Annotated in this window: 17 protein-coding genes; 9 read left to right on the top strand and 8 right to left on the bottom strand. The window is 68.5% G+C overall.

Features of this window, described 5'->3' with window-relative positions; translation table 11 throughout:
- Positions 1-209 precede the first annotated feature (209 nt).
- Together ACQFZP_RS16150 and ACQFZP_RS16145 are read right to left on the bottom strand one after the other, a co-directional pair.
- On the bottom strand, positions 210-1148 hold the full coding sequence (locus tag ACQFZP_RS16150; RefSeq protein WP_211892048.1) for an endonuclease domain-containing protein: 939 nt from the start codon (positions 1146-1148) through the stop codon (positions 210-212).
- Positions 1149-1478: 330 nt separating this feature from the next.
- Complete coding sequence (locus ACQFZP_RS16145; protein ID WP_211892047.1) at positions 1479-2321, bottom strand: CPBP family intramembrane glutamic endopeptidase; 843 nt, start codon at positions 2319-2321, stop codon at positions 1479-1481.
- A gap of 461 nt (positions 2322-2782) precedes the next feature.
- On the opposite strand from ACQFZP_RS16145, the gene ACQFZP_RS16140 reads away from it, so the two are divergent.
- From ACQFZP_RS16140 to ACQFZP_RS16130, 3 genes are read left to right on the top strand one after another with little or no spacing between them, the layout of a single operon-like run.
- On the top strand, positions 2783-4051 hold the full coding sequence (locus ACQFZP_RS16140; protein ID WP_307852934.1) for a quaternary amine ABC transporter ATP-binding protein: 1269 nt from the start codon (positions 2783-2785) through the stop codon (positions 4049-4051).
- The gene (locus ACQFZP_RS16135) at positions 4048-5022 is read left to right on the top strand and encodes an ABC transporter permease (RefSeq protein ID WP_211892046.1); all 975 of its coding nucleotides are present in this window, start codon (positions 4048-4050) and stop codon (positions 5020-5022) included. The genes ACQFZP_RS16140 and ACQFZP_RS16135 overlap by 4 nt, the downstream gene beginning before the upstream one ends.
- A gap of 47 nt (positions 5023-5069) precedes the next feature.
- Entirely contained in the window at positions 5070-5966 is an 897-nt protein-coding gene (locus tag ACQFZP_RS16130) for a glycine betaine ABC transporter substrate-binding protein (RefSeq protein WP_179556195.1), read from the top strand.
- Between the two features lie 59 nt (positions 5967-6025).
- On the opposite strand, the gene ACQFZP_RS16125 is transcribed toward ACQFZP_RS16130, so the two are convergent.
- The 4 genes from ACQFZP_RS16125 to ACQFZP_RS16110 form a co-directional block, all read right to left on the bottom strand.
- Positions 6026-6715, bottom strand: coding sequence for an HAD family hydrolase (locus ACQFZP_RS16125; RefSeq protein ID WP_211892045.1), 690 nt, complete (start codon positions 6713-6715; stop codon positions 6026-6028).
- A complete protein-coding gene (locus ACQFZP_RS16120) occupies positions 6712-8226 on the bottom strand; it encodes a GH1 family beta-glucosidase (RefSeq protein WP_211892044.1) in 1515 nt (504 codons plus the stop codon). The genes ACQFZP_RS16125 and ACQFZP_RS16120 overlap by 4 nt, the downstream gene beginning before the upstream one ends.
- 71 nt (positions 8227-8297) lie before the next feature.
- Positions 8298-10115 carry a DEAD/DEAH box helicase gene (locus ACQFZP_RS16115; protein WP_104311051.1) on the bottom strand — a complete coding sequence of 606 codons (1818 nt, stop codon included), beginning with the start codon at positions 10113-10115 and terminating at the stop codon, positions 8298-8300.
- The gene (locus ACQFZP_RS16110; protein WP_104311050.1) at positions 10105-10740 is read right to left on the bottom strand and encodes a TetR/AcrR family transcriptional regulator; all 636 of its coding nucleotides are present in this window, start codon (positions 10738-10740) and stop codon (positions 10105-10107) included. The genes ACQFZP_RS16115 and ACQFZP_RS16110 overlap by 11 nt, the downstream gene beginning before the upstream one ends.
- 83 nt (positions 10741-10823) lie before the next feature.
- Here ACQFZP_RS16110 and ACQFZP_RS16105 point away from each other — a divergent pair, with 83 nt between their 5' ends.
- Both ACQFZP_RS16105 and ACQFZP_RS16100 read left to right on the top strand, forming a co-directional pair.
- Positions 10824-11882: an agmatine deiminase family protein gene (locus tag ACQFZP_RS16105; RefSeq protein ID WP_104311049.1), complete on the top strand. Its 1059-nt coding sequence runs from the start codon at positions 10824-10826 to the stop codon at positions 11880-11882.
- The gene (locus tag ACQFZP_RS16100) at positions 11879-13594 is read left to right on the top strand and encodes an amidase (protein ID WP_211892043.1); all 1716 of its coding nucleotides are present in this window, start codon (positions 11879-11881) and stop codon (positions 13592-13594) included. Before ACQFZP_RS16105 ends, ACQFZP_RS16100 begins: the two co-directional genes overlap by 4 nt.
- A gap of 32 nt (positions 13595-13626) precedes the next feature.
- Here the strand turns inward: ACQFZP_RS16100 and putP are convergent, their stop codons facing one another.
- Positions 13627-15129: a sodium/proline symporter PutP gene (putP, locus tag ACQFZP_RS16095; RefSeq protein WP_283245209.1), complete on the bottom strand. Its 1503-nt coding sequence runs from the start codon at positions 15127-15129 to the stop codon at positions 13627-13629.
- A 218-nt stretch (positions 15130-15347) separates the two neighbouring features.
- On the opposite strand from putP, the gene ACQFZP_RS16090 reads away from it, so the two are divergent.
- Together ACQFZP_RS16090 and ACQFZP_RS16085 are read left to right on the top strand one after the other, a co-directional pair.
- Entirely contained in the window at positions 15348-15863 is a 516-nt protein-coding gene (locus tag ACQFZP_RS16090) for a dTMP kinase (protein WP_146080727.1), read from the top strand.
- Complete coding sequence (locus tag ACQFZP_RS16085) at positions 15860-17389, top strand: aminoglycoside phosphotransferase family protein (RefSeq protein ID WP_211892042.1); 1530 nt, start codon at positions 15860-15862, stop codon at positions 17387-17389. Before ACQFZP_RS16090 ends, ACQFZP_RS16085 begins: the two co-directional genes overlap by 4 nt.
- Positions 17390-17398: 9 nt before the next feature.
- Here ACQFZP_RS16085 and ACQFZP_RS16080 read toward each other — a convergent pair whose 3' ends face one another.
- Entirely contained in the window at positions 17399-18553 is a 1155-nt protein-coding gene (locus ACQFZP_RS16080; protein ID WP_211892041.1) for a glycosyltransferase, read from the bottom strand.
- 86 nt (positions 18554-18639) lie between these two features.
- On the opposite strand from ACQFZP_RS16080, the gene ACQFZP_RS16075 reads away from it, so the two are divergent.
- Both ACQFZP_RS16075 and ACQFZP_RS16070 read left to right on the top strand, forming a co-directional pair.
- A complete protein-coding gene (locus ACQFZP_RS16075) occupies positions 18640-19887 on the top strand; it encodes a glycosyltransferase (protein WP_211892040.1) in 1248 nt (415 codons plus the stop codon).
- Positions 19884-22064 carry a hypothetical protein gene (locus ACQFZP_RS16070; protein WP_211892039.1) on the top strand — a complete coding sequence of 727 codons (2181 nt, stop codon included), beginning with the start codon at positions 19884-19886 and terminating at the stop codon, positions 22062-22064. Before ACQFZP_RS16075 ends, ACQFZP_RS16070 begins: the two co-directional genes overlap by 4 nt.
- Positions 22065-22101: the final 37 nt, after the last annotated feature.

Here is a 22101-nt window from a genome sequence, read left to right as displayed (position 1 = left end):
CACCTCCAAGCCCGGCGACGCCGTCTGCATCCGCAGGCGGCGTCGCCGTTTCCGTGCAGGCTCGCTGCATCGCCAGTTCCGCGCGAGCTCGAGACGTTCACCCCGCGATCGCTGCCAGCCAAATGGTCCTTCAGCGCCTGCGTCGCCGAAGGGCTGCCAGTCAAGTGGCCCTTCTCACCCCTCCTCAAGGGCCATCTGACTGGCAGCGTTCACTGCACGGCCCCGCGCTCCGCGAGGGCACGGCGGATGCTCTCGAAGAGGTTTCGGGGCCACCGCAGATCCGTGTCTGTCACTCGAATCACTCGCCAGCCGGCCCGCTGCAGCGCCTCGGTTCTCTCCAGGTCTCGGCGCGCGGCGGCGGCATCGAGGAAGTGCCCCTCACCCTCGTATTCGATGGCGATCTTGTGTCGGACGTAGGCGAGGTCGATACGCGCGTTGCCGTATCCGGGCACAGACAGCTTGAACTGGATGACCGGTTCGGGGAACCCCGCACCCATGATCAGCAGCCGGAGCTCTGTCTCCTTCGGGGACTCCGATCCCTCCCGCGAAAGCTCGAGCGCTGCTCGGAGGTTCGCGGCCCCTGGGCGTCCCTTCCAGCGTTTCGCCACCTCACGGAGCTCCCCGAGTGAGTGCATCGGCGCGAGGGGGCTTCGGCCCGGATAGCACTCGAACGACGTGCGCAGCGCATCCGCGAACTCCACCGTCCGCGTCAGATCGAGCCGCCCCGCGAGCTGCGCGAGCAGCGTGGCCGGAGACAGCGTCAGCACTCCTCTGTGCTCGGACGTCTCGAAGCGCCTCGCGTCGAGTCGATACCCGCGTATCCGCTTGCCAGTTGGCGGATGCGCCGGCTGTGCGACTGCGACGTGTGTCACCATCTCATCCTCCAGGGCTCTTGGCAGCGGGAGGCCCCACCAGCGCGCTCCCGACACGTCTGCGAGCGCCTGCCCTTCCCCAAGCCCCGCCCGTGCAAAGCTCTCGTCGAGGTCATACGGGCTGAGATCCCGAGCGGATACTCGGATGCCGTGATGTGATGCGACGAGATCGCTCGCCCTCATCCGCTTCCGGGAGACTCCGTTGTCGACGGCTTGTGCGGTCGAGAAGCCCTCGCTCGTCGTGAGGTTCTCCGGCAGGGGTCGAGGTGTGCGCATGCAGCGACGCTAAGTTCGCCGCTGCCTGCATCTCGGAATGCGATCATCACCTGTGGAGACGAGCGTATCCACAGGGTTCCTGATCACCGAGTGGCGTTGAGCCCTCGTCCTGCAGCCCCTGGGCCGACCGATCGCTGCCAGTCAAAGTGCCCTTTCGCGCCTCCGCTCCCCAAGCGCTGCCAGTCAAGTGGCCCTTCTGCCACCCCGATAAGGGCCACTTGACTGGCAGCGATGGAGGTGGGGGTGGAGGCGGAGGCGGGGGTGGAGGTGGGGGTGGAGGTGGCGCGGGCGGCGGGGTGGCAGCGACGAAGGCGGGAATGCGGGGGCGCGCTAGTACAGGAAGATCGGCAGCCAGGCGGGGTGGTGGGCGTGGACGATGACGAGGAACACGACGAGATCGAAGAGCAGGTGCACGCAGATGACGTACGTGAGCGACTTGGTCTTCGTGAAGATCCAGCCCTGGATGAGCGCGAACGGCAGGGTGAGCAGCGGCCCCCATGACTGGTAGCCGAGCTCCCAGAGGAAGGACACGAAGACGATCGACTGCAGCACGTTGGCGACCCAGAACGGGAAGTGGCGAAGGAGCAGCGTGAAGACCGTGCAGATGAAGAACAGCTCGTCCCAGATGCCGACGAAGCCGACGCCGACGAAGAGGCGCCCGATCTCGGACGCGGTCGTGACGGCCGGCCAGTTCTGGTAGACGCCTGAGGTGATGAAGTAGAACGGCAGGATGAGCCAGCCGAGGACCAGGACGAGGCCGAGCCAGAGCTTCTCGAGCCTTGACCAGGGGGTGCCGCGGCGCAGCGGGAACCGGACGGCGTGATCCCTGTAGATCCACCTCGAGATGGCGTACGGCACGGCCACGGCGAGCGAAAGCACTGTGCCCATCACGAAGATGTTGCCCCACGAGATGTCGGCTTTCATCGAGTGGAGGCTGATGATGCCCATGCCGATTCCGATGAGCAGCAGGTCGCGGCCGAGGCCACGATCTGCGACGAACCCGAGGGCGATTCCGGTGGCGAGCGGCAGGTAGCCGAGGTTGTTCTCGAACGCGAAGAGGACGGTCGCGCTGCACACGACCAGAAGTGCGGCGAACAGGTGCAGGAGCTTGAGCCCCTCGGATGCACGTTTCGGGGTGCCGGTGACGGGCGGGTTCTGCGCTCGTTCGCTCATCCGCTCATCTTGTCAGGCCGAGTTGGGCGGATGTTTAGTGCTTTCGCCGCCCCTGATGTAACGCTCCGGTAACTATCACGCCTGGTGCTCCGATCCGCGCAGGCATGGGCGAGACGCTGGGTCGAGACCTGGCAAACGGGCCGAGTTTGGCGGAAAATCAACCCTCTCAGGCGTTACCCGGGGAAGGCACCTTGCTAGCGTTGACTCTCGGAGTAATCGCCGCCACACCGGTTCGGCGCCGCGATTCCCCGCGAAAGACCAACCCGGTGCGCTTTATCCGCTGCCTCTGTGAGGCAATCTCGATCGGCAGCGCGCGCCCGGGGCGATGACCGCGCCCAATCGACATTCTGGCGCAGTCCGTGCCCGGTACCCGCCGCCTCAGCGACCGCCTCGTCATGCGAGGCAGCGTCGCGAACCGCTGCGATCTTTCGCGTCCGATTCATCTACCGCAGGGAGAACGCGTGAACGACACAGCTGTGTCTGTGAAGGGCCTCACGAAGGTCTTCGGGCGCAAGCCCAAGGAAGCCGCGAAGCGACTGAGCTCCGGAACGCCGAGATCAGAACTCGGCCCAGGGGTCACCGCGGCAGTCATCGACGCCACCTTCGACGTCAAGCAGGGCGAGATCTTCGTCGTCATGGGCCTCTCCGGCTCGGGCAAGTCCACCCTCATCCGCACGCTCAACGGCCTGCTCGAGCCGACCGCCGGCAGCATCGTCATCCACGGCACCGACCTCGCGACGGCCGACGCCGCCGAGGTGCGCAGCGTGCGCCAGAACCACGTCTCCATGGTGTTCCAGCACTTCGCGCTCTTCCCGCACCGCACCGTGCTCGAGAACGCCGCCTTCGGTCTCGAGGTGCAGGGCGTGCCCCGCGCAGAGCGCCTCGAACGCGCCCGCAAGGTCCTCGACCGCGTGAGCCTCGGCCAGTGGGCCGACTCGCTGCCATCCGAGCTGTCCGGAGGCATGCAGCAGCGCGTCGGCATCGCCCGCGCGCTCACGGCCGAGACCGACATCCTGCTCATGGACGAGGCGTTCAGCGCACTCGACCCGCTCATCCGTCGCGAGATGCAGGAAGAGCTCGTCGAGCTGCAGGCAGAGCTCGGCAAGACCATCATCTTCATCACGCACGACCTCAACGAGGCGATGTTCCTCGGCGACCGGATCGCCGTGATGCGCGACGGCGCGATCGTGCAGATCGGGACGCCGGAAGACATCCTCACGGACCCGGCAAACGACTACGTCGCGCAGTTCGTGCAGGATGTGGACCGGGCGCGTGTGCTCACCGCTGGCAGCGTCATGGAGCCCGCCCGCGCCGTCGTCCCGCAGAGCGCCGGCCCCCGTGGTGCGCTCCGCGTCATGCGCGACACGCAGACCGGCGGGGCGTTCATCACGTCCACCGGCCGCAAGCTCGAGGGCGCCGTCATCGACCGCCACGTCATGCGCCTCGTGAAGGACGGCCAGCCCGACCTCGTGAGCGCCATCAAGCGCGACATCGCCATGGTCTCCCCCGAGACGCCGCTCTCGGACCTGTTCGAGCTGTCGGTCGACTCGACGCTGCCGATCGCGGTCGTCGACGAGAACCAGCGACTCCTGGGCGTCGTGCCCCGCGTCACGATCCTCGCCTCGCTCGCGAACGTTCCAAGCACGACGGGCCTGCTCCCGATCATCGACCCCGTCTCGAGCGTCAGCCCGGCGGATATCGCAGAGACGCTCGAAGGGAGCCACGCATGATCGCCGCCACCGCGCTCACGACCCTGCCCGCCACGTTCCGACTGCCCCTCGGTGAGGGCGCAGAGGCAGTCGTCGACTGGCTGACGACTGCCCTCGACGGCTTCTTCGCCGTGATCCGCACCATCTTCCAGGGCATGTACGAGGGCGTCTACTGGGTGCTGGAGACCCCGCCGTTCTGGGCGATCCTCATCGTCGTCGCAGCGATCGCGTTCTTCGCCAAGGGCTGGAAGCTCGCAGTCGGGAGCCTCATCGGCTTCCTCATCATCGTGGGCGTCGACCAGTGGGAGAACGCCATGACGACGCTCGCGCTCGTGCTGGTCGCGAGCCTCCTGGCGATCCTCTTCAGCATCCCGCTCGGCATCTGGGCCGCGAAGTCCGACGCAGCATCGAACGCCATCAAGCCGGTCCTCGACTTCATGCAGACCATGCCGGCGTTCGTGTACCTGATCCCGGCCCTCATCCTGTTCCGCGTCGGCGTCGTGCCCGGCATCGTGGCGACCATCATCTTCGCCATGGCTCCCGGCGTGCGCATGACGGAGCTGGGCATCCGCGGGGTCGACAAGGAAGTGGTCGAGGCAGGGCGCGCGTTCGGCGCGACCCCCGGCCGCATCCTGCGTCAGATCCAGCTGCCCCTCGCGATGCCCTCCATCATGGCCGGCGTCAACCAGATCATCATGCTGGCGCTTTCGATGGTCGTCATCGCCGGCATGGTCGGCGCGGGCGGACTCGGTGCGCAGGTCGTGCAAAGCCTCAACCGCATCGACGTCGCGCTCGGATTCGAGGCAGGCATCGCGGTCGTGATCCTCGCCATGTTCCTCGACCGAGTGACGGCCGCCTTCGCCGGGCAGAAGCGGCGCGTGCCGTCGTTCCTCCGCTCGAAGCGCACCCAGCAGCATGAGGCCGCGGGCGACGGCGAAGCCGTTGCGACGCACTCCATGCCGACCAGGGCCCCGATCACCACCTCCGCCTGACCCGCCCCACGACTTCCATTCCCCAAACCAGAAACGAAAGGACGCACATGCGTACCAAGAAACGAATCATCACCGGGATCGCAGCGGCATCCGCTGCGGCACTCGCCCTCACCGGATGCGCAGGCGACACTGCCGCCGAGACGCTCGAGAACGGCGACCAGGCAGACGTCACGATCGCCGTGTTCAACGGCTGGGACGAGGGCATCGCCGCTTCCGAGCTGTGGAAGGCGATCCTCACGGAGAAGGGCTACGACGTGGAGCTCGAGTACGCGGACCCAGCGCCCGTGTTCTCCGGCCTCTCCACGGGCGACTACGACGTGACGCTCGACACGTGGCTCCCCATCACGCACTCCGACTACGTCGAGGAGTACGGCGACGACATCGTCGACCTCGGCGCATGGAACGACGAGGCGTCGCTGACCATCGCGGTCAACGAGGACTCCCCCATCACCTCGCTCGACGAGCTCGCCGGGGCAGCCGACCAGTTCGGCAACACCATCATCGGCATCGAGCCGGGCGCAGGCCTCACGCGCGTCACGCAGGACGACGTCATCCCCGGCTACGGCCTCGAGGGAATGAACTACCAGACCTCGTCCACCGCTGCCATGCTCACCGAGCTCCAGACGGCGACGAACAACGGCGAGAACATCGTCGTCACGCTGTGGCGTCCGCACTGGGCCTACGACGCGTTCCCCGTGCGCGACCTCGAGGACCCGCAGGGCCTCCTGGGCGACTCCGAGGGCATCCACTCGTACAGCAAGGCCGACTTCCAGGAGACGCACCCGACGGTCGCCGGCTGGCTGCAGAACTTCAAGATGGACTCCGAGCAGCTGTACTCGCTCGAGAACCTGATGTTCAACGAGAACGACACGGACGACTACGCGCCGATCGTCGAGCAGTGGATCTCCGAGAACCAGGAGTACGTGGACTCGCTCACCGCGTAGGTTCCACGCTGCACACGGGAAGCGGGCTGCTCATCGAGCAGCCCGCTTCCTGCGTTCGTTCAGATGGTGTCAGCGGTCACGCGCTGCCCCTGGCGGCTCCGGATGCGCTCAGGCAGCTCGACCATGCGCTCGAAGGTCTCGGCGCCGGCATCCTCGAGCCAGGCGCGCGGCGTGAGCCCGCCGGCGAAGCCGTAGACGTGCATACCGGCGGCCACCGCCGCCTGCACGCCGTACCTGCTGTCCTCGACGACGACGCACTTCGCCGGGTCGACGCCCATGCGCTCGGCGGCATGCAGGAACAGGTCGGGCGCCGGTTTGCCGTGCTGGACCTCGGTCGCGCTGAAGATGCGCCCCTCGAAGCGCGGGTGGAGGCCCGTGTGCCCGAGCGTCTTGCTGAGCTTCGCGTGGTCGCCGCTGGAGGCGACGCAGGTCGTGAGCCCGAGCTCGTCCTGGATGACGCCGAGTGCGTCCGGCAGGCCGCTCACCGCCGTCAGCTCGGTGTCGAATGCCCGGAAGAGCGTCTCCCGCTGCAGCTCGAACCATCCCTCCGGCACGGGCCGGCCAAGGCCCTCCTGCAGCTTCCTCTCGAAGGTCGCCTGCGAGGTGCCGAGGAACCTGGAGACGTGCTCGTCCTGCGTGAGCTCCCAGCCGAGTTCCGCGAGCATCTCCCGCTCGATACGGACAGCGAGCACCTCACTGTCGACGAGCACGCCGTCGCAGTCGAAGATGACGAGTTCGACCGCGCTCATGCACCGACCGCTGGCAGGGTGCGCGTCGCGATGAGCTGCTGGTACCAGCGACCCGAGTCCTTCCAGGTGCGCTCGAGCGTGTCGTAGTCGACGCGCAGGATGCCGAAGCGCATGTTGTAGCCGAAGGCCCACTCGAAGTTGTCGAAGAGCGACCAGGCGAAGTAGCCGCGCACGTCAGCGCCGGCGTCGATGGCGTCCCCGATCGCCGCGATGTGGTCGCGGTAGTAGGCGACGCGCTCCGGGTCGTGCACGAGGCCGTCCTCGCCGACGACGTCGGGGAACGCTGCGCCGTTCTCGGTGACCATGAGCGCCTGGCCGGGGTACCGCTCGGTGAGCGAGACGAGCAGCTCGGTGAGCCCATCCGGGAAGATGCTCCACCCCATGGACGTGTAGGGCGCGCCCTGGTCGACGAAGTCGATGTCGGTCACTCCGACCCAAGGGCTCGCCGCGGACTCGCCGTGGCCGTCGTTGCGCGAGCGCTCCCCCACGCCCAGGTACTTCTTGACGCGGAACGTCGTGTAGTAGTTGACGCCCAGCACGTCGATGCGCTGGTGGATGAGCTGCGTGTCACCGGGGAGCACAAACGACCAGTCGGTGACGTGGCGTGTGTCGTGGATGAGGTCGTCGTCGTAGTGGCCGGAGAGCATGGGGCCGAGGAAGACCCGGTTGGCGAGGGCGTCGATCTGCCGGACCGCGTCGAGGTCGTCCGCCGATTCGGGGTCGTCCGGGCGGATGACATGGAAGTTGAGCGTCACGGAGACGACTGCGTCCTCGCCGACGGTCTGACGGATGGCGCGGGTCGCGAGGCCGTGCGCGAGATTCAGGTGGTGGCAGGCTGCGAGTGCCGCTGCTGGCTCGGTGCGGCCCGGGGCGTGGACGCCGGACGCGTACCCGAGGTAGGCCGTGCAGAACGGCTCGTTGAGGGTCGACCACGTGTGCACGCGGTCGCCGAACTCGGCGGCCATGCGCGCCGCGTACTCCGCGAACGCGTACGACGTGTTCCGGTTCGCCCAGCCGCCCTCGTCCTCGAGCTCCTGCGGCAGGTCCCAGTGGTAGAGCGTGGCGACGGGCTTCACACCGGCCGCCACGAGTGCGTCGAGAAGGTCCGAGTAGAAGCGGATGCCCTCCTCGTTGAACCCTCCGGAGCCGCCCGGCTGCACCCGCGACCAGGAGATCGAGAAGCGGTACGCATCCAGACCCATCTCCCTGATGATCTCGACGTCGTCGCGCCACCGGTGGAAGTGGTCGATGGCGACGTCGCCCGTGTCGCCGCCCTCCACCTTGCCCGGCGTGTGCGAGAACGTGTCCCAGATGGACGGGGTCCTCCCGCCCTCCGCCGCGCCGCCCTCGATCTGGTAGGAGGCTGTGGCAGACCCCCAGACGAAGTCGTCAGAGAAGGTTCGAGGGGAAGAGGCCGTGGTTGGTTCTGGCACGATGCTCCTTGGCTGAGTGGATGGCGCGTCGTCGCGCACCCCCACTCTAACGAGCCTCGCCAGCGGGCCCCCGCGCATCCACAGGCACACGAAAAATGCACCCTCGTCCGAAGACGAGGGTGCATTTCCCGTGTGCCTGCGACGGTGAGCTAGCTGTCGTAGCGCTTCTTGTACGGGCGGTCACCCGAGTCGCGCGACGGGCCGCGGTCTGGCGTCAGCTCGATGAGCTTGCCCGAGATGCGCGTGCCGGTGAGCTTGTCGAGCACGTCGTTCGACAGGTCGGCTGGCAGCTCGACGAGCGAGAAGCCCGGGCGGATGTCGATCGCGCCGAAGTCGTCGCGGCTCAGTCCACCCTCGTTGGCGAGCGCGCCGACGATCTGGCGGGGCTCCACCTTGTGGCGCTTCCCGACCGCGAGGCGGTACATGGCCATGGGCTTGCCGCTCGAGCGCGAGCGACGCGGTGCGCGCTCTCCGCCACCACGGCTGTCGCCGCGCGAACCGCCACGGCTGTCGCCGCCGCCTTCGCGCTCGCGACGCTCCTTGCGCTCAGCCTGCTCGCGCTGGTTGCGCTCGAAGCGCTCCTTGCGCTCAGCCTCTGCGTCGAGCAGCAGCGGCGTCTCGCCCTGGGCGACGATCGCGAGCGCTGCTGCGACGTCGGATTCCGGCACGTTGTGGTTGCGCACGTAGTGGTCGATGATGTCGCGGAACTTCTCGACACGGTCGCTCTGCGTGAGCGCCTCGCTGATGGCGTCGTCGAAGCGCGTGAGGCGCGTCGTGTTGACGTCGTCGACGCTGGGGAGCTGCATCTGCGTGAGCTCCTGCTTGGTGGCCTTCTCGATCTGGCCGAGCAGGTAGCGCTCGCGAGGCGTGATGAAGCTGATCGCGTCACCGGTGCGCCCCGCGCGGCCTGTGCGGCCGATGCGGTGCACGTACGACTCGGTGTCGGTCGGGATGTCGAAGTTCACGACGTGGCTGATGCGCTCGACGTCGAGGCCACGGGCCGCGACGTCGGTGGCGACGAGGATGTCGAGCTTGCCCGACTTCAGCTGGTTGACGGTGCGCTCGCGCTGCACCTGGGCGACGTCGCCGTTGATGGCGGCCGCCGAGTATCCGCGTGCGCGGAGCTTCTCGGCAAGGCCCTCGGTCTCGTTCTTCGTGCGGACGAAGATGATCATGCCCTCGAAGTTCTCGACCTCGAGGATGCGCGTGAGCGCGTCGACCTTCTGCGCATACGACACGATGAGGTAGCGCTGCGTGATCGTCGACGAGGTCGTGGTCTTCGTCTTGACCGTGATCTCGGCGGGCTCGTTGAGGTACTTCTTCGAGATGCGACGGATCTGCGACGGCATGGTCGCGGAGAAGAGCGCGACCTGCTTGGTGTCCGGGGTGTCGGCGAGGATCGTCTCGACATCCTCAGCGAAGCCCATCTTGAGCATCTCGTCAGCCTCGTCGAGCACGAGGAACTTGAGTTCGCTCAGGTCGAGCGTGCCCTTCGAGAGGTGGTCCATGATGCGGCCGGGTGTTCCGACGACGATGTGCACGCCGCGTCGGAGCGCGGAGAGCTGGACGCCGTAGCCCTGGCCGCCGTAGATGGGGAGAACGTGCACGCCGCGCATGCGCGCCGCGTACTTCTCGAACGCCTCGCACACCTGGAGGGCGAGCTCGCGGGTCGGGGCGAGCACAAGCGCCTGCGGCGTCTTCTGGTCGACATCGAGCTGGGCGAGGATGGGAAGGGCGAACGCGGCGGTCTTGCCGGTTCCTGTCTGGGCGAGGCCGACGACGTCGCGGCCTTCGAGGAGGGTGGGGATCGTCGCGGCCTGGATGGCGGACGGGGTCTCGTAACCGACGTCGCTGAGGACCTTGAGGACGGGCCCGTCAAGACCGAGATCGGCGAATGTAGGCGCGGCCTGGGCCTCTTCGGAGGGAGCCTCGGCCTCGGTCTGAACGGAAGAATTGCTAGAAGTCACGCTTTAGACTAGTCGTTTCTGTAGGGTTTTGGGCGGTTTCAACTCTGAGTATCGCATCAAGCACTGAACGAAGCAGGTCGGGGCGATCTGCGTCCCGCCCCCAGCGGACGAGCGCGTGGGCGTTGAGGCCGTCGATCATGCCCAGGATCTGCCACGCGACTGCGTCAGGCTCGCGGACGCGGAACTCCCCTGTCGCGCTGCCAGCGACGAGGATGCGAGTGATGGCGTCGTGCCACCTGTCCATCTCGGCACGCACGCCCTCGGCGAGCGTCTCGTTGCGGCGCCCGATCGACCATCCGTCGACCCAGACGTGGGTAACGGCGTCGCGGCTGCCGTCGAGGAGCGTCGCGACCAGCAGGTCGAGCCTGGCGGAGGCGGAGCCCACGGGCGCGAGCTCGACCTCGAGCTCGTCGAGCTCCCCGCCGACGATGGCCCGGAACGTCGAGGTGACGAGCTCGTCCATGTTGGGCTCGTAGTGCGCCACGAGCGCAGGCGCGACGCCGATGCGGCTGGCGACAGCCCGCATGGTGACCCCGGCGAGCCCCTCTTCGAGCGCGAGGGCGGTCGCGGCGGCGGTGATGTCGGCGCGGCGCTCGGCGGCTGGCTTCCTGGTGGCTCTTGACACGATGTCTCGAGTCTACGTACTCTTCGAGCACTTGTTGATCAGTTGATCAACAAGTGTCGCACCGAAACCTGGAGGACCCGGACATGGCCTGGAAGATGCCCGCCGAGACGGCGCCGCACGATCGCACGTGGATGGCCTTCCCCCGCGAGGGAATCACGCTCGGCGACACCGACGGGCAGCGCGAGGCCGGGTACGCCGCCTGGACCGCGGTCGCCCACGCCGTCGCGCGCTTCGAACCCGTGACGATGGTCGTCGACCCGAGCGAGCTCTCTCGCGCGCGCCGCATGCTCGGCGAGGAGATCGAGATCCTCGAAGCACCACTCGACGAGTTCTGGATGCGCGACATCGGCCCCACGTTCGTCACCGACGACGAACGGCCGGGCGTGCTCGGCGCCGTCGACTGGATCTTCAACGGCTGGGGTGCGCCCGCCTGGGCCGAGTGGCAGAAGTCAGCTGGCATCGGCCGCATCGTGGCGGAAGCGAGCGGCGCGGAGCTCGTGAGCTCGCTCCTCGTGAACGAGGGCGGCGGCATCCACGTCGACGGCGCAGGCACGGTCCTCGCGACGGAAACGGTGCAGCTCGACCCACGCCGGAATCCGCTCGCCGACAAGACACGCGTCGAGGCCGAGTTCGCCCGGACGCTCGGCGCGACGCGCACGATCTGGCTGCCGCGCGGCCTCACGCGCGACTACGACGAGTTCGGCACGAACGGCCACGTCGACATCGTCGCGACGCTCACCGCTCCCGGCACCCTGCTGCTGCACGAGCAACAGGACCCCGAGCATCCAGACCACGCCGTGGTCGCCGAGTTGCGCGAGCATCTCGCCGGTCAGCGCGACGCTGCCGGCCGCGAGCTCGAGATCGTCGGCATCCCCGCCCCGAGCACCCTGCGCGACGAAGACGGCTTCGTCGACTGGAGCTACGTCAACCACCTCGTCACGAACGACGGCGTCGTCGCCTGCGGCTTCGACGACGAGGCGGCGGATGCACGGGCGCGCGAGGTACTCGAGTCCGTCTACCCGGGGCGCACGGTCGTCTCGGTCGACGCCCGCGAGCTGTTCGCGCGCGGCGGCGGCATCCACTGCATCACGCAGCAGCAGCCGAGCCTCAGCGTCCCGAGCACCGACGGGGGCCCGCGATGAGCTTCGACGTCGTCGAGGCGGGCATCGCGCATCTGCGCGCCGCTCTGGAGCGCGGCGAGGTCACGAGCGGAGAGCTCGTCGAGGCGTACCTCGCCCGCATCGCGGCCTACGACGCGGCGGGTCCCACGCTCAACTCCGTCATCGTCAGCAACCCAGCGGCGCTGGACGAGGCTCGAGCGTCGGATGCACGTCGCGCGGCCGGCGAGCTGCTCGGCCCCCTCGACGGCATCCCCTACACGGCGAAGGACAGCTACCTCGTCGAGGGCCTGACCGCGGCATCCGGCAGCCCCGCGTTCGCGGACCTCGTCGCGCAACGGGACGCGTTCACGATCGAGCGCCTCCGGGGCGGCGGCGCGATCTGCCTCGGCCTCACGAACATGCCGCCGATGGCCAACGGCGGCATGCAGCGCGGCGAGTACGGCCGAGCCGAGAGCCCGTACAACGGTCAGTTCCTGACGAGCGCATTCGGGTCGGGCTCGTCGAACGGATCCGGCACGGCGACGGCGGCCAGCTTCGCGGCCTTCGGTCTCGGAGAGGAGACCTGGTCGAGCGGACGGGCGCCCGCGTCGAACAACGCCCTGTGCGCCTACACTCCCTCGCGCGGCATCATCTCCGTGCGCGGCAACTGGCCGCTGGTCCCGACCATGGACGTCGTCGTGCCCCACACGAGATCGATGGCCGATCTCCTCGAGGTGCTCGACGTCGTCGTCGCCGACGACCACGAGACCCGCGGAGACTTCTGGCGAGCACAGCCCTGGGTGCGCATCCCCCGCACCTCCGAGGTGCGACCCGCCTCGTACGCGGCGCTGCTGCCCTCCAACCAGGCGGATGCTCGCGCGACGCTCGCCGGCACCCGCATCGGGGTTCCCCGCATGTACATCAACGCGGATCCAGACGCTGGCACGGCCGACGAGCCGGGCATCGGAGGACCGACAGGGCAGAAGATCGATACGCGTCGATCCATAGTCGAACTCTGGGAGGCCGCGCGCGCCGACCTCGAGGCCGCGGGGGCGACCGTCGTGGAGGTCGACTTCCCCATCGTGTCCAACTACGAGGGCGACCGACCCGGGGCCCCGAAGATCTCCACGCGCGGCCTCGTCTCCCCCGAGTACCTGAAGCGCGAGATCGTGGACCTCTCGGCATGGGGTTGGGACGACTTCCTCGCCGCCAACGGCGACCCGAAGCTGAGCTCGCTCACCCAGGTCGACGGCGAGCGCATCTTCCCGCACCCCGACGGCGCCCTTCCCGACCGTTACACGGGCTTCGACGACGACATCGCGACGTACCCCGAGCACGTGCGCGAGCATCCGGTCGCCTCGTTCACCGACATCCCGGAGCTTGCCGCCGGCGTTCGCGGTCTGGAGGAGACCCGGCGCATCGACCTCGAGGAGTGGCTGCTCGCGCAGCGCCTCGATGCCGTCGCCTTCCCGGCGGTGGCCGATGTGGGGCCGGCCGACATGGACGTCGACGAGGCCTCAGCGGACCTCGGCTGGCGCAACGGCGTGTGGGTCGCGAACGGCAACCTCGCGATCCGCCATCTCGGCATCCCGACCGTGACCGTGCCCATGGGCACGATGGCCGACATCGGGATGCCGGTCGGCCTCACCTTCGCTGGCCGCGCCTACGACGACACCGCGCTGCTCCGGCTCGCCGCGGCCTTCGAGGCGACGGGCGAGCGCCGCACGGAGCCTCCGCGCACGCCCCGCCTCTGAGATCGCACCGACCGCGCCGGGCCCCGGAACCTCTACTTCTGCGGCTTGACGATCGCGAGGGCGCCGGTCTCGGCGAACTCCCGCTCGACGTCAGTATCCGTCGCGCTTCCCGGCTTGTGCGTCAGCAGGCTGACGACGACCGCGACGACGAGGTTGAGGATGAAGCCCGGGATGATCTCGTACAGATCGGTGCCGAGTGCTGACCAGATGAAGACCGTCGCGGCACCGGCGACCATGCCCGCCAGCGCACCCCAGTTGGTGAGCTTCTTCCAGTAGAGGCTGAGCAGGATGATCGGGCCGAACGCGGCGCCGAAGCCAGCCCAGGCGAAGCCCACGAGCGCGAGGATCGAGTCGGACGGGTTGATGGCGAGCAGACCCGCGACGAGGGCGACACCGAGGACGGCTCCGCGACCTGCGAGCACCAGCGTCTTCGCGCTTGGCTTCTTCTTGGCGACCACCATGAAGAGGTCTTCGACGAGCGCAGAAGAGCAGACGATGAGCTGGCTCGAGATGGTGCTCATGATCGCTGCGAGCACCGCGGCGAGGATGAACCCGCTGACCAGCGGGTGGAAGAGGACCTGCGCCATGAGGAGGACGACCGTCTCGGGGTCTGCGACATCGACGCCGTTCTCCTGCACGTAGGCGACTGCTACGAGCCCGGCTGTGACTGCGCCGAGGAGCGAGAGGAACATCCACGAGATGCCGATGCGACGACCGGCGGTCGCTGAATGCGAATCGCGCAGCGCCATGAAGCGCACGATGATGTGCGGCTGCCCGACGTAGCCGAGACCCCAGCCGAGGGCCGAGATGATTCCGATGATGACGGGCCAGCTCAGCTCTTCGGGGATGAGGCCCGTGTGGTCGACGCCAGAGGCGACGATGGCCTCGCTGACACCGCCGAAGCCGCCGAGCGAGATGATCGCGACCACTGGGATGGCGATGAGAGCCAACAGCATCATCATGCCCTGGACGACGTCAGTGAACGTCGCGCCGAGGAAGCCGCCGAAGAGGGTGTAGGCGAGAGTGACACCGGCCACGAGCAGCATGCCCGTCAGGTAGTCGCCGCTGAAGCTGCTCTCGAAGAACACGCCGCCTGCGACCATGCCAGAGGAGATGTAGAACGTGAAGAAGACCAGGATCACGATGCCGCTGGCGATGCGAAGCGCGCGCGACTTGTCGTGCAGGCGGTTCTCGAAGAAGCTCGGGACGGTGATTGAGTTGCTGGCGACCTCCGTGTAGGCGCGCAGGCGTGGAGCCACGAAACGCCAGTTGAGGTAGGCGCCGATGAGCAGGCCGATACCGATCCAGGCTTCGAAGAGACCGGAGACGAAGATGGCACCGGGGAGACCCATCATGAGCCATCCGGACATGTCCGAGGCGCCAGCGCTCAATGCTGCTGTCCCAGGGCTCAGACTCCGCCCGCCCAGCATGTAGTCCTCGTGGTCCTTGGTCTGTCGGAAGGCGTAGAGCCCAATGCCCACCATGGCCGCGAAGTAGATCGCGAGCGCGATGAGCTGGAAGGTCAGGTCGGACATCGGCGGTGACTCCTTCTGGAAGCGACGTGCCTCCCCGTATGGGTGCACGACCTTCTCAGGGTTGCTGTCGAGAACGTGAACGACTAGCGAAGATACGCGAAAACGGCCCGTCGACGAAGTCGAGTGCAGCGATCCGGCCACTAGTCTGGCTGCGGGGGAGGCGCCGCAGCGGCGCCCGATTTGGGAGAATCGCCATGCCGCGAGGGCGGATCATTGCTGTGCTCGGACCAGACGGATCAGGGAAGTCGACGGTCATCTCTGGCCTCGTCGCGCACGAGCCTGGCGTGCGCAGCGCGCACCTGGGCCTGTGGACCCGCACGAGATGGAACGTGCTCGAGCGCGTCCCAGGGGGCGGCCTCGCGCTCCGCCTCGGCCGACTCATCCGGGGCGCCGCCGCCGCCAGATGGCACCGGTACCGCGGTCGCACGGTCGTGCTCGACCGTGTTGCGAACGAGCACGTCATCCTGGGTTCCGACGACCCGTCGCTCGGCGGCCGACTGCTCCGGGGCGCGAGCTCGCGCCTCATGCCGACCCTCGACCGAGTGCTCATCCTGGACGCGCCGAGCGGTGTGCTCTGGAGCCGTGCAGGTGAGTTCGGGCCGGACCAGCTCGAGCGTCAGCGCCAGCGGTACCTCGCCTTCGCGAGGCGCTGCGAACGTGCGACGGTGCTGGACGCCACGCGCTCACCGCACGCCGTGGCGACCGACGTGCGAGAGCTGGTTCGCACCACGTGACGGTCGACCCGCATGAGCCGCTCCTCCACGCGTGGCGCCGCAACGACTGGCGGTTCCTGACCGGCGTGCTCGAGCCCGCCCATCTCGGTTACGTCGGTGATCTCTCCCCCGAGGCGCTCGCCGCGCTTCGTCTGCTGCAGCCGGATGTCCGCGCGGTCGGCGGGATGGGGAACGCCGACGATGGCGCCTTCGACCTCGTCTTCAGCGTCTCCTCATCTCCGATGGACATCGCGAGGGGCGTCGCCGCGCTCTCGGACGGGGGCGTCCTGTGCATCGAAGTCGGCGGGACTCCGCTCCAGAGCCCCGCGACGGCTCCGCTCCGTCGCGCGCTGCGACGGGCCAGACGCATTCCCGGAGCGTTCGCCGTCGCCCATTGGAGCGCCCCAGACCTCAGCCGCACGGCCCGTTTCGTGCCGATGCACGACGCCCCGGCGCTCGACGCGACGCTGGCACGGCACGACGGATCACCGAAGCGGCGCCTGCTGTCGCTCGGCGCGCGCCTCGGCGCGAGGATGCACGCGCACTGGCTGTTCGCGCGTCAGGGCCACGTCGTGGTGCGCCGGTCGCGCGCGCCGCATCCGATCTTCGGCGACGCGCATCCCGTCATCATCACGCCTCGCTTCGACACCTCGAGGCATGTGGTAGCGCTGCACGACAGCGCCGTGGGTGCCGGCTCGTGGGTCGCGAAGATCCCCCGTCAGCCTGGGGACGATTCAGGCATCCAGCGTGAGGGCCACATGCTGATGGCGCTCCGGAGTGCCGCGCCCGAGCTCGCGAGCTCCATTGCGCGTGTTGAGCGCTTCGCGACGATCGGCTCGACCAGCTACCTGCTTCGCGAGGCGCTCGACGGGACCGCCCTCGACCCGGGGGCGGTCGAACGCGATCACGATCTGGCCGTGACGGTCGGGATGCGGTTCATCGAGGCGATGCCGCGCACGCGAGCGGCAGCCGAGAACCCCGGCTGGTACGACGAGCTCGTCGAGACCCCGCTCGGCCGACTCGCCGCGCTCAGCGGCCGCGCGTCTCTCACCCGCCTCGTCGAGCGCACCCACGATGCACTCGCCGGCGTGCGCGTGCGCCCCATGCCCGCCGTCTTCGAGCACGGCGACCTCGGTCACCCCAACGTGCTCGTCTCCGAAGCTGGCGGGCTGCGAGTCCTCGACTGGGAGCGGGCGCGCCAGCACGGCCTGCCAGGGCACGACCTCGTCTTCTACCTGCAGTACTGCGCGGAGTCCGCGCGAAGCGCGTTCGCCCGGGATGCGCAGCGGTCGGCGTTCGATCAGCTGTGGGAGCCCGGGGGCCACGGCAGGCGTCTGCTGAAGCAGCATCTCGGGCGGCACGGGCTGCACTTCGACGAGGCGTTCGTGCTGCTCGCCTGGGCGCGCACGGCCGCCACGCTCGCGGATCGCCTCGAGGCGCACGGTGAGGTGGGAGGCGCAGCTGACCGGATCATCTCCGCCGACCGAGACGTGATGCTGTGGGAGCATGCGCTCGACTGGCTCGCCGGCCACGAGCGCTTGCACTGAGTTCGGGAATCAACGACTCGCGGTGCCGAGGAGGGCCAGGTACTCCCCCGCCGCGTCCTCCCACGACCGCATGGGCGCGCTCGCCCCGACCCGCTGCTGGGACCACGGCACCGCCCTGACGGCCCTCAGCAGGTCGATGGTGCGTCTGCCGATGGGCTCCGCCTCCGGCACCACCGTGAGGAGCTCGTGCTTCGGCTGCTCTCGGGCTGCGATCGGCGTCGCGACCACCGGAGTGCCCGCCGCGAGCGCCTCGGAGACCGAGTTTCGGATCCCCAGTCCGGAGACGTCCGCGAAGACCGCGATGTCGCTCGCCGCGTAGACCTCGGACATGGACGGCACGTTGGCCAGCACCTCGACTCGGTCGGAGGCGAGCGCGAGGACCTCGTCCACCGGATTGCGGCCCGCGATGAGGATGCGCGCCGAGGGCTCCTCAGCCCACACGACTGGGGCGATCTCGCGCACGAGCCTGGTCGCCGATTCGATGTTCGGGGCGTAGTCGAGGCTGCCCGTGAAGCTCAGCGTGGGGCGCTCCGGCCGCCCGACTCGCCGTTGTCCAGGGCCGGGGCCACCCGAGACACCGTTGGGGATCGCCTCGACGTCGCGGTCGAGCTCGGCTCGCCAGCGTTCGGCGTCGGCCCGGCTGACCGTTGCCAGCGCGATGTGCCGTGGCAGGTCCCGCTCCTGCGCGAGGCGCGCTCTGGCCAGCGACCGCCGGTAGAGCGCGCGGGGCCCCGAGGCGGCGACGGCTTCCATCTCCAGCCGGAACGACCACGGGTCGACGCTCTGGTAGGCGCAGGGCCCCACGACCGCATCCAGCAGCGACAGGAGGTGCGGCCCGTGCACGAGGGTCGCATCAGCGGTGCGGGAGAGCTCTCGCACGACACGTCGTGCGTTCGCCGTCATTCGCCTGGCGGCGCCGACGGATTCTCGAGCGACGAGTGAGAGCATCTGCGCGTCTCGAAGGCCCCGCTGCGGGAGCTCGTGAACGCGATCCGCCCTCGCCCGCAATGTCTCGTCGACCGCATTCGAACCCGCGAAGCTGACGATCTCCAGGCTCACGTGCGCGGGCATCGCGAGGGCAACGTGGTAGGGAATCAGGCTGCTGCCGTCACCGGTCCTGGCATCGATCGTGGGCGTCGACTCGACGACGTAGAGCATCCTCATCCGGGTGATGATAGCGCGAGAAGTGAACCGCCCCACTAGACTGTGGCTCGCGGCGGGGGGCCGTGTTTCACGAGAGTCGGGGCGGGATGACACACGCGACGCGTTCCGCCGCGCCAGGTATCTGGTGCGGTGAATTCGATCTGTTCAACAACGAGGGGCTGCGGGGCCCGAGGCATGCGAGCTCGCGGCATCACCGCACACGAGTGCTTGTGCGAGCGCACGGCAGGCCGCTCGGCTACCTGCATTTCGATGCCGCCCCAGACACCGTCTCTTCCCGTGAGATCCGGGTTCGCTCAGTGGACTCCTTCGGCGAGACGGTGAACGCGGATGCGCCGGAACCGCTCGTCCATGCGCCGTTCGCGAGCGTCATCGTCTGCACGCGAGACCACACGGAGCTGCTGACCAGCTGCCTCGACCGCATCCAGGCGCTGGACTACCCGGACTTCGAGGTGCTGGTCGTCGACAACGCACCCTCGACCGAGGAGACTCGCGAGCTCTTGACCGCGATCTGCGCCCTGGATTCCCGGTTCCGGTACCTTCGCCAGGAGCGACCGGGGCTCTCTGCGGCGCGCAATGCCGGCCTTGCGGCGGCGCGCGGCGAGATCTTGGCGTACACCGACGACGACGTCCTCGTCGACTCCGGTTGGCTGACCGAGATCGCCCGCACGTTCCGGAGCGAGCCGGGCATCGGCTGCGTGACCGGTCTGGTCGCGACCGCTGCCATCGAGACGAACGCCGAAGGCTACTTCGATGCGCGCTCGCCGTCGTGGTCGGGGCGCATGACCTCCGAGCGCTACGACCTCAGGGGGCGCGACGACGGGTCACCCCTCTACCCGTATTCGGCCGGCATCTTCGGCACCGGCGCCAACCTCGCGCTCGCACGCGAGGCCGTCGATCGCGTCGGCGAGTTCGACGAGGCGCTCGGCGCAGGCACGACGACGAAGGGTGGGGAGGACCTCGACATCTTCGTGCGCGTCCTGCGCGCCGGCTTCGCGATCGCCTACGAACCCGCCGCGCTCGTCTGGCACCAGCATCGTGCCGACGACGACGCGCTCCGAAGCCAGCTGCACGGCTACGGCACGGGGCTCACCGCATTCCTGACGAAGTACCTGGCGAACCCGGCGACGTCGCTCGACATCGTGAGCCGTCTCTTCGCCGGGGTCGCGCGAATGGCGAGTATCCGCACCGCCACCGAGCAGCGGATGCTCGACCGCGTCGAGGCGCCGGCCGGAGCGTGGCGGGAGGAGGTGCGCGGGTACCTGGCTGGCCCCGCGCTCTACGCCAAAGCGAGGTGGGCCAGCCGGACACGGCAGGCGGGGCTCCGCCGATCGTGACGAGTGCGCTGCTGCTCCGCCGAGCCAAGCGCTCGGCCCCGATGCGGTCAGTGCTCGCGTGCATCTCCGTCGGCACCGCGCTCGTCTACCTGGCGGGTCTCCTGCTCGGCCTCGACCAAGTGCGTGTCGGGGCGGGCCTGGCGTTCCTCTTCATCGGACTCGGGGCTGGGTTCTGGGCCCACGGTGCCCGCTTCTCGGCGCAATCCCGCGTGACGTTGACGATCGTGACGGGCCCGACGGTGCTCGTGCTCGGGTCGATGCTCATGATGAGCACCACGCTCTGGGTGCCCACCCCCGCGGCGGCGGCACTCGCCGTCGCGGCAGCCGTGAGTGGAGCTGTCGCGTGGTTCCGAGCGCGGCGCGACCTGGCCAGGCACACATCGTGGAGCGCTCGTCGCGCCGCTGGTCAGCCTGCCGCCGACGCGCCCGGCGCCGTCCCGATCGTGCTGATGGTCACCGCGATCCTCGGCATGGCCCTCTGCATCGGCACAGTTGTCGCCGCTGGCCCGGTGGAACCGCAGTTCGGTGGCTTCCTCCGCGTGCTCGGGCTCCCGTGGGCAGTTGGTTTCCTCGCCGTGCTCCTGAGCCTCGTCTGCTCCCGCCGGGCCACCGAGCTCAGCTCCGCGGTCTCGGCGATCTCGCTGCTGGTCGTCGTCATGCTGACCACCGCGCTCCTCTACGAGGGCCCGCGCTCACCGTCGACCGTGAAGCATGTGGACCTCGTCAACCAGATCCTCACCTCGCACACGACGGACTCCTCCGTCAGCGTGTACAACGGGTGGCCCGGCTTCTTCAGCTCGATCGCCTGGGTCGCCGAGGCGAGTGGCCTGGAGGACGTCGTCGCCTTCGCCCGGTTCTGGCCGCTCATCATCGGCCTCATCCGCGTCGTCGTCCTGCGCGAGTTCCTCGGGCGCATCGTGCGGGACCCACGCGCAGCCTGGATCGCCGTCGGGTTCTGCGTGCTCGTCGACACCATCGGCGCCGACTACTTCTCGCCGCAGTCACTCGGCTACTGCTTCGCGTTCGCGATCGTCGCTGCCGTCATGTCATCGGCGTCAGCACGCGCGAAGGTCGCGATGATCCTGCCCGTCTCGTGTGCGCTCGCCATGACGCATCAGCTGAGCCCGTACATCGTGGGCCTCATGGTCGCCGTGCTCGTGGCGTTCCGGGTCGTGAAACCGTGGTGGTTGCCCGCGCTGGTGCTGGTTCCAGCGATCGCCTGGACCCTGCTGCACTCGGGTGCGGTCAGCGCGTTCCTGAACTTCAGCGAGTTCGGCCGCGCCGGCAACTTCCTGCCGCCCCGCACCGTCGAGTCGATTCCGCTCGTGCGCATCCCCGAAGTCTCGTGGTCGGTCTACGGCTTGGTCGGCGGCATCCTGCTGCTGGTCGCGGCGGCTGGCTGGGTCATTCTCGAGCGGATGCTCGACGCGGTCCTGAGGCGCGGCCGGCAACGCGAGGACCGCCCACCGCTCTCGCTCGGACTGGCTGCGACGGCGACCACTGCCACGGGGCTCATCATCCTCGTCCTGACGCCGTACGGACAGGAGGGCATCTTCCGAGCGGCCCTCTTCGGCATCCCATGGCTGGCGGGGCTGGGTGTCGCCGCGTTCGGCATCAACTCGAGCTGGCCGAGGCGTTCGACGCTGGTCGCCTTCACCCTCGCGCTGTCGCTGTGCTGGCTGCCCGCGTACTCGGCACTGGACCGCATTCACTACGTGCATCCGAGTGACATCGAGGCCATCAATCTCGTGACCCGCGACTCGAACGGAGGCGCTGACGGGCCGATCACCTTGCTGCTCGGCGACGGGGACCTCCCCACATCACCGCGAACGAACGACGAGAACGTCGACTTCATCGAGCGTCTCGAGCTGGGGCTCCCAGTGCAGCAGATCGCTCCTGGCGAATCGATGGACGCTCAGGCGGCCGAGCTCACACGATCGCTCGATGGCTACGTCGGCCCCTTCGAGGCCGACGTGCCGGTCTACGCGCTCTGGTCTCCAGCACAGAGCGGCTTCGGCGAAGCCTACGCACTGCAGACGGAATCGCAGTTCGCAGAACTGCGAGATGCATTCAGCCGAGCCGGGTACTGGAAACCGGTCTTCGAGAAGTCGGGAACTGTCGTCTTTCAGCTAGATGTCGCCGCATATCAGGCCTGGAGCGCCAGCAGCGCCGTCTGACAGCAACATTCTTTGGCCCGGGCCAATGCGCCTGTTA

Origin of the sequence: Pseudoclavibacter sp. Marseille-Q434, from assembly GCF_050315415.1 — a bacterium.
Lineage (GTDB): Bacteria > Actinomycetota > Actinomycetes > Actinomycetales > Microbacteriaceae > Pseudoclavibacter.
Note: the sequence above shows the minus strand (reverse complement) of the source record. Positions and strands in the feature narration are given on the sequence as shown.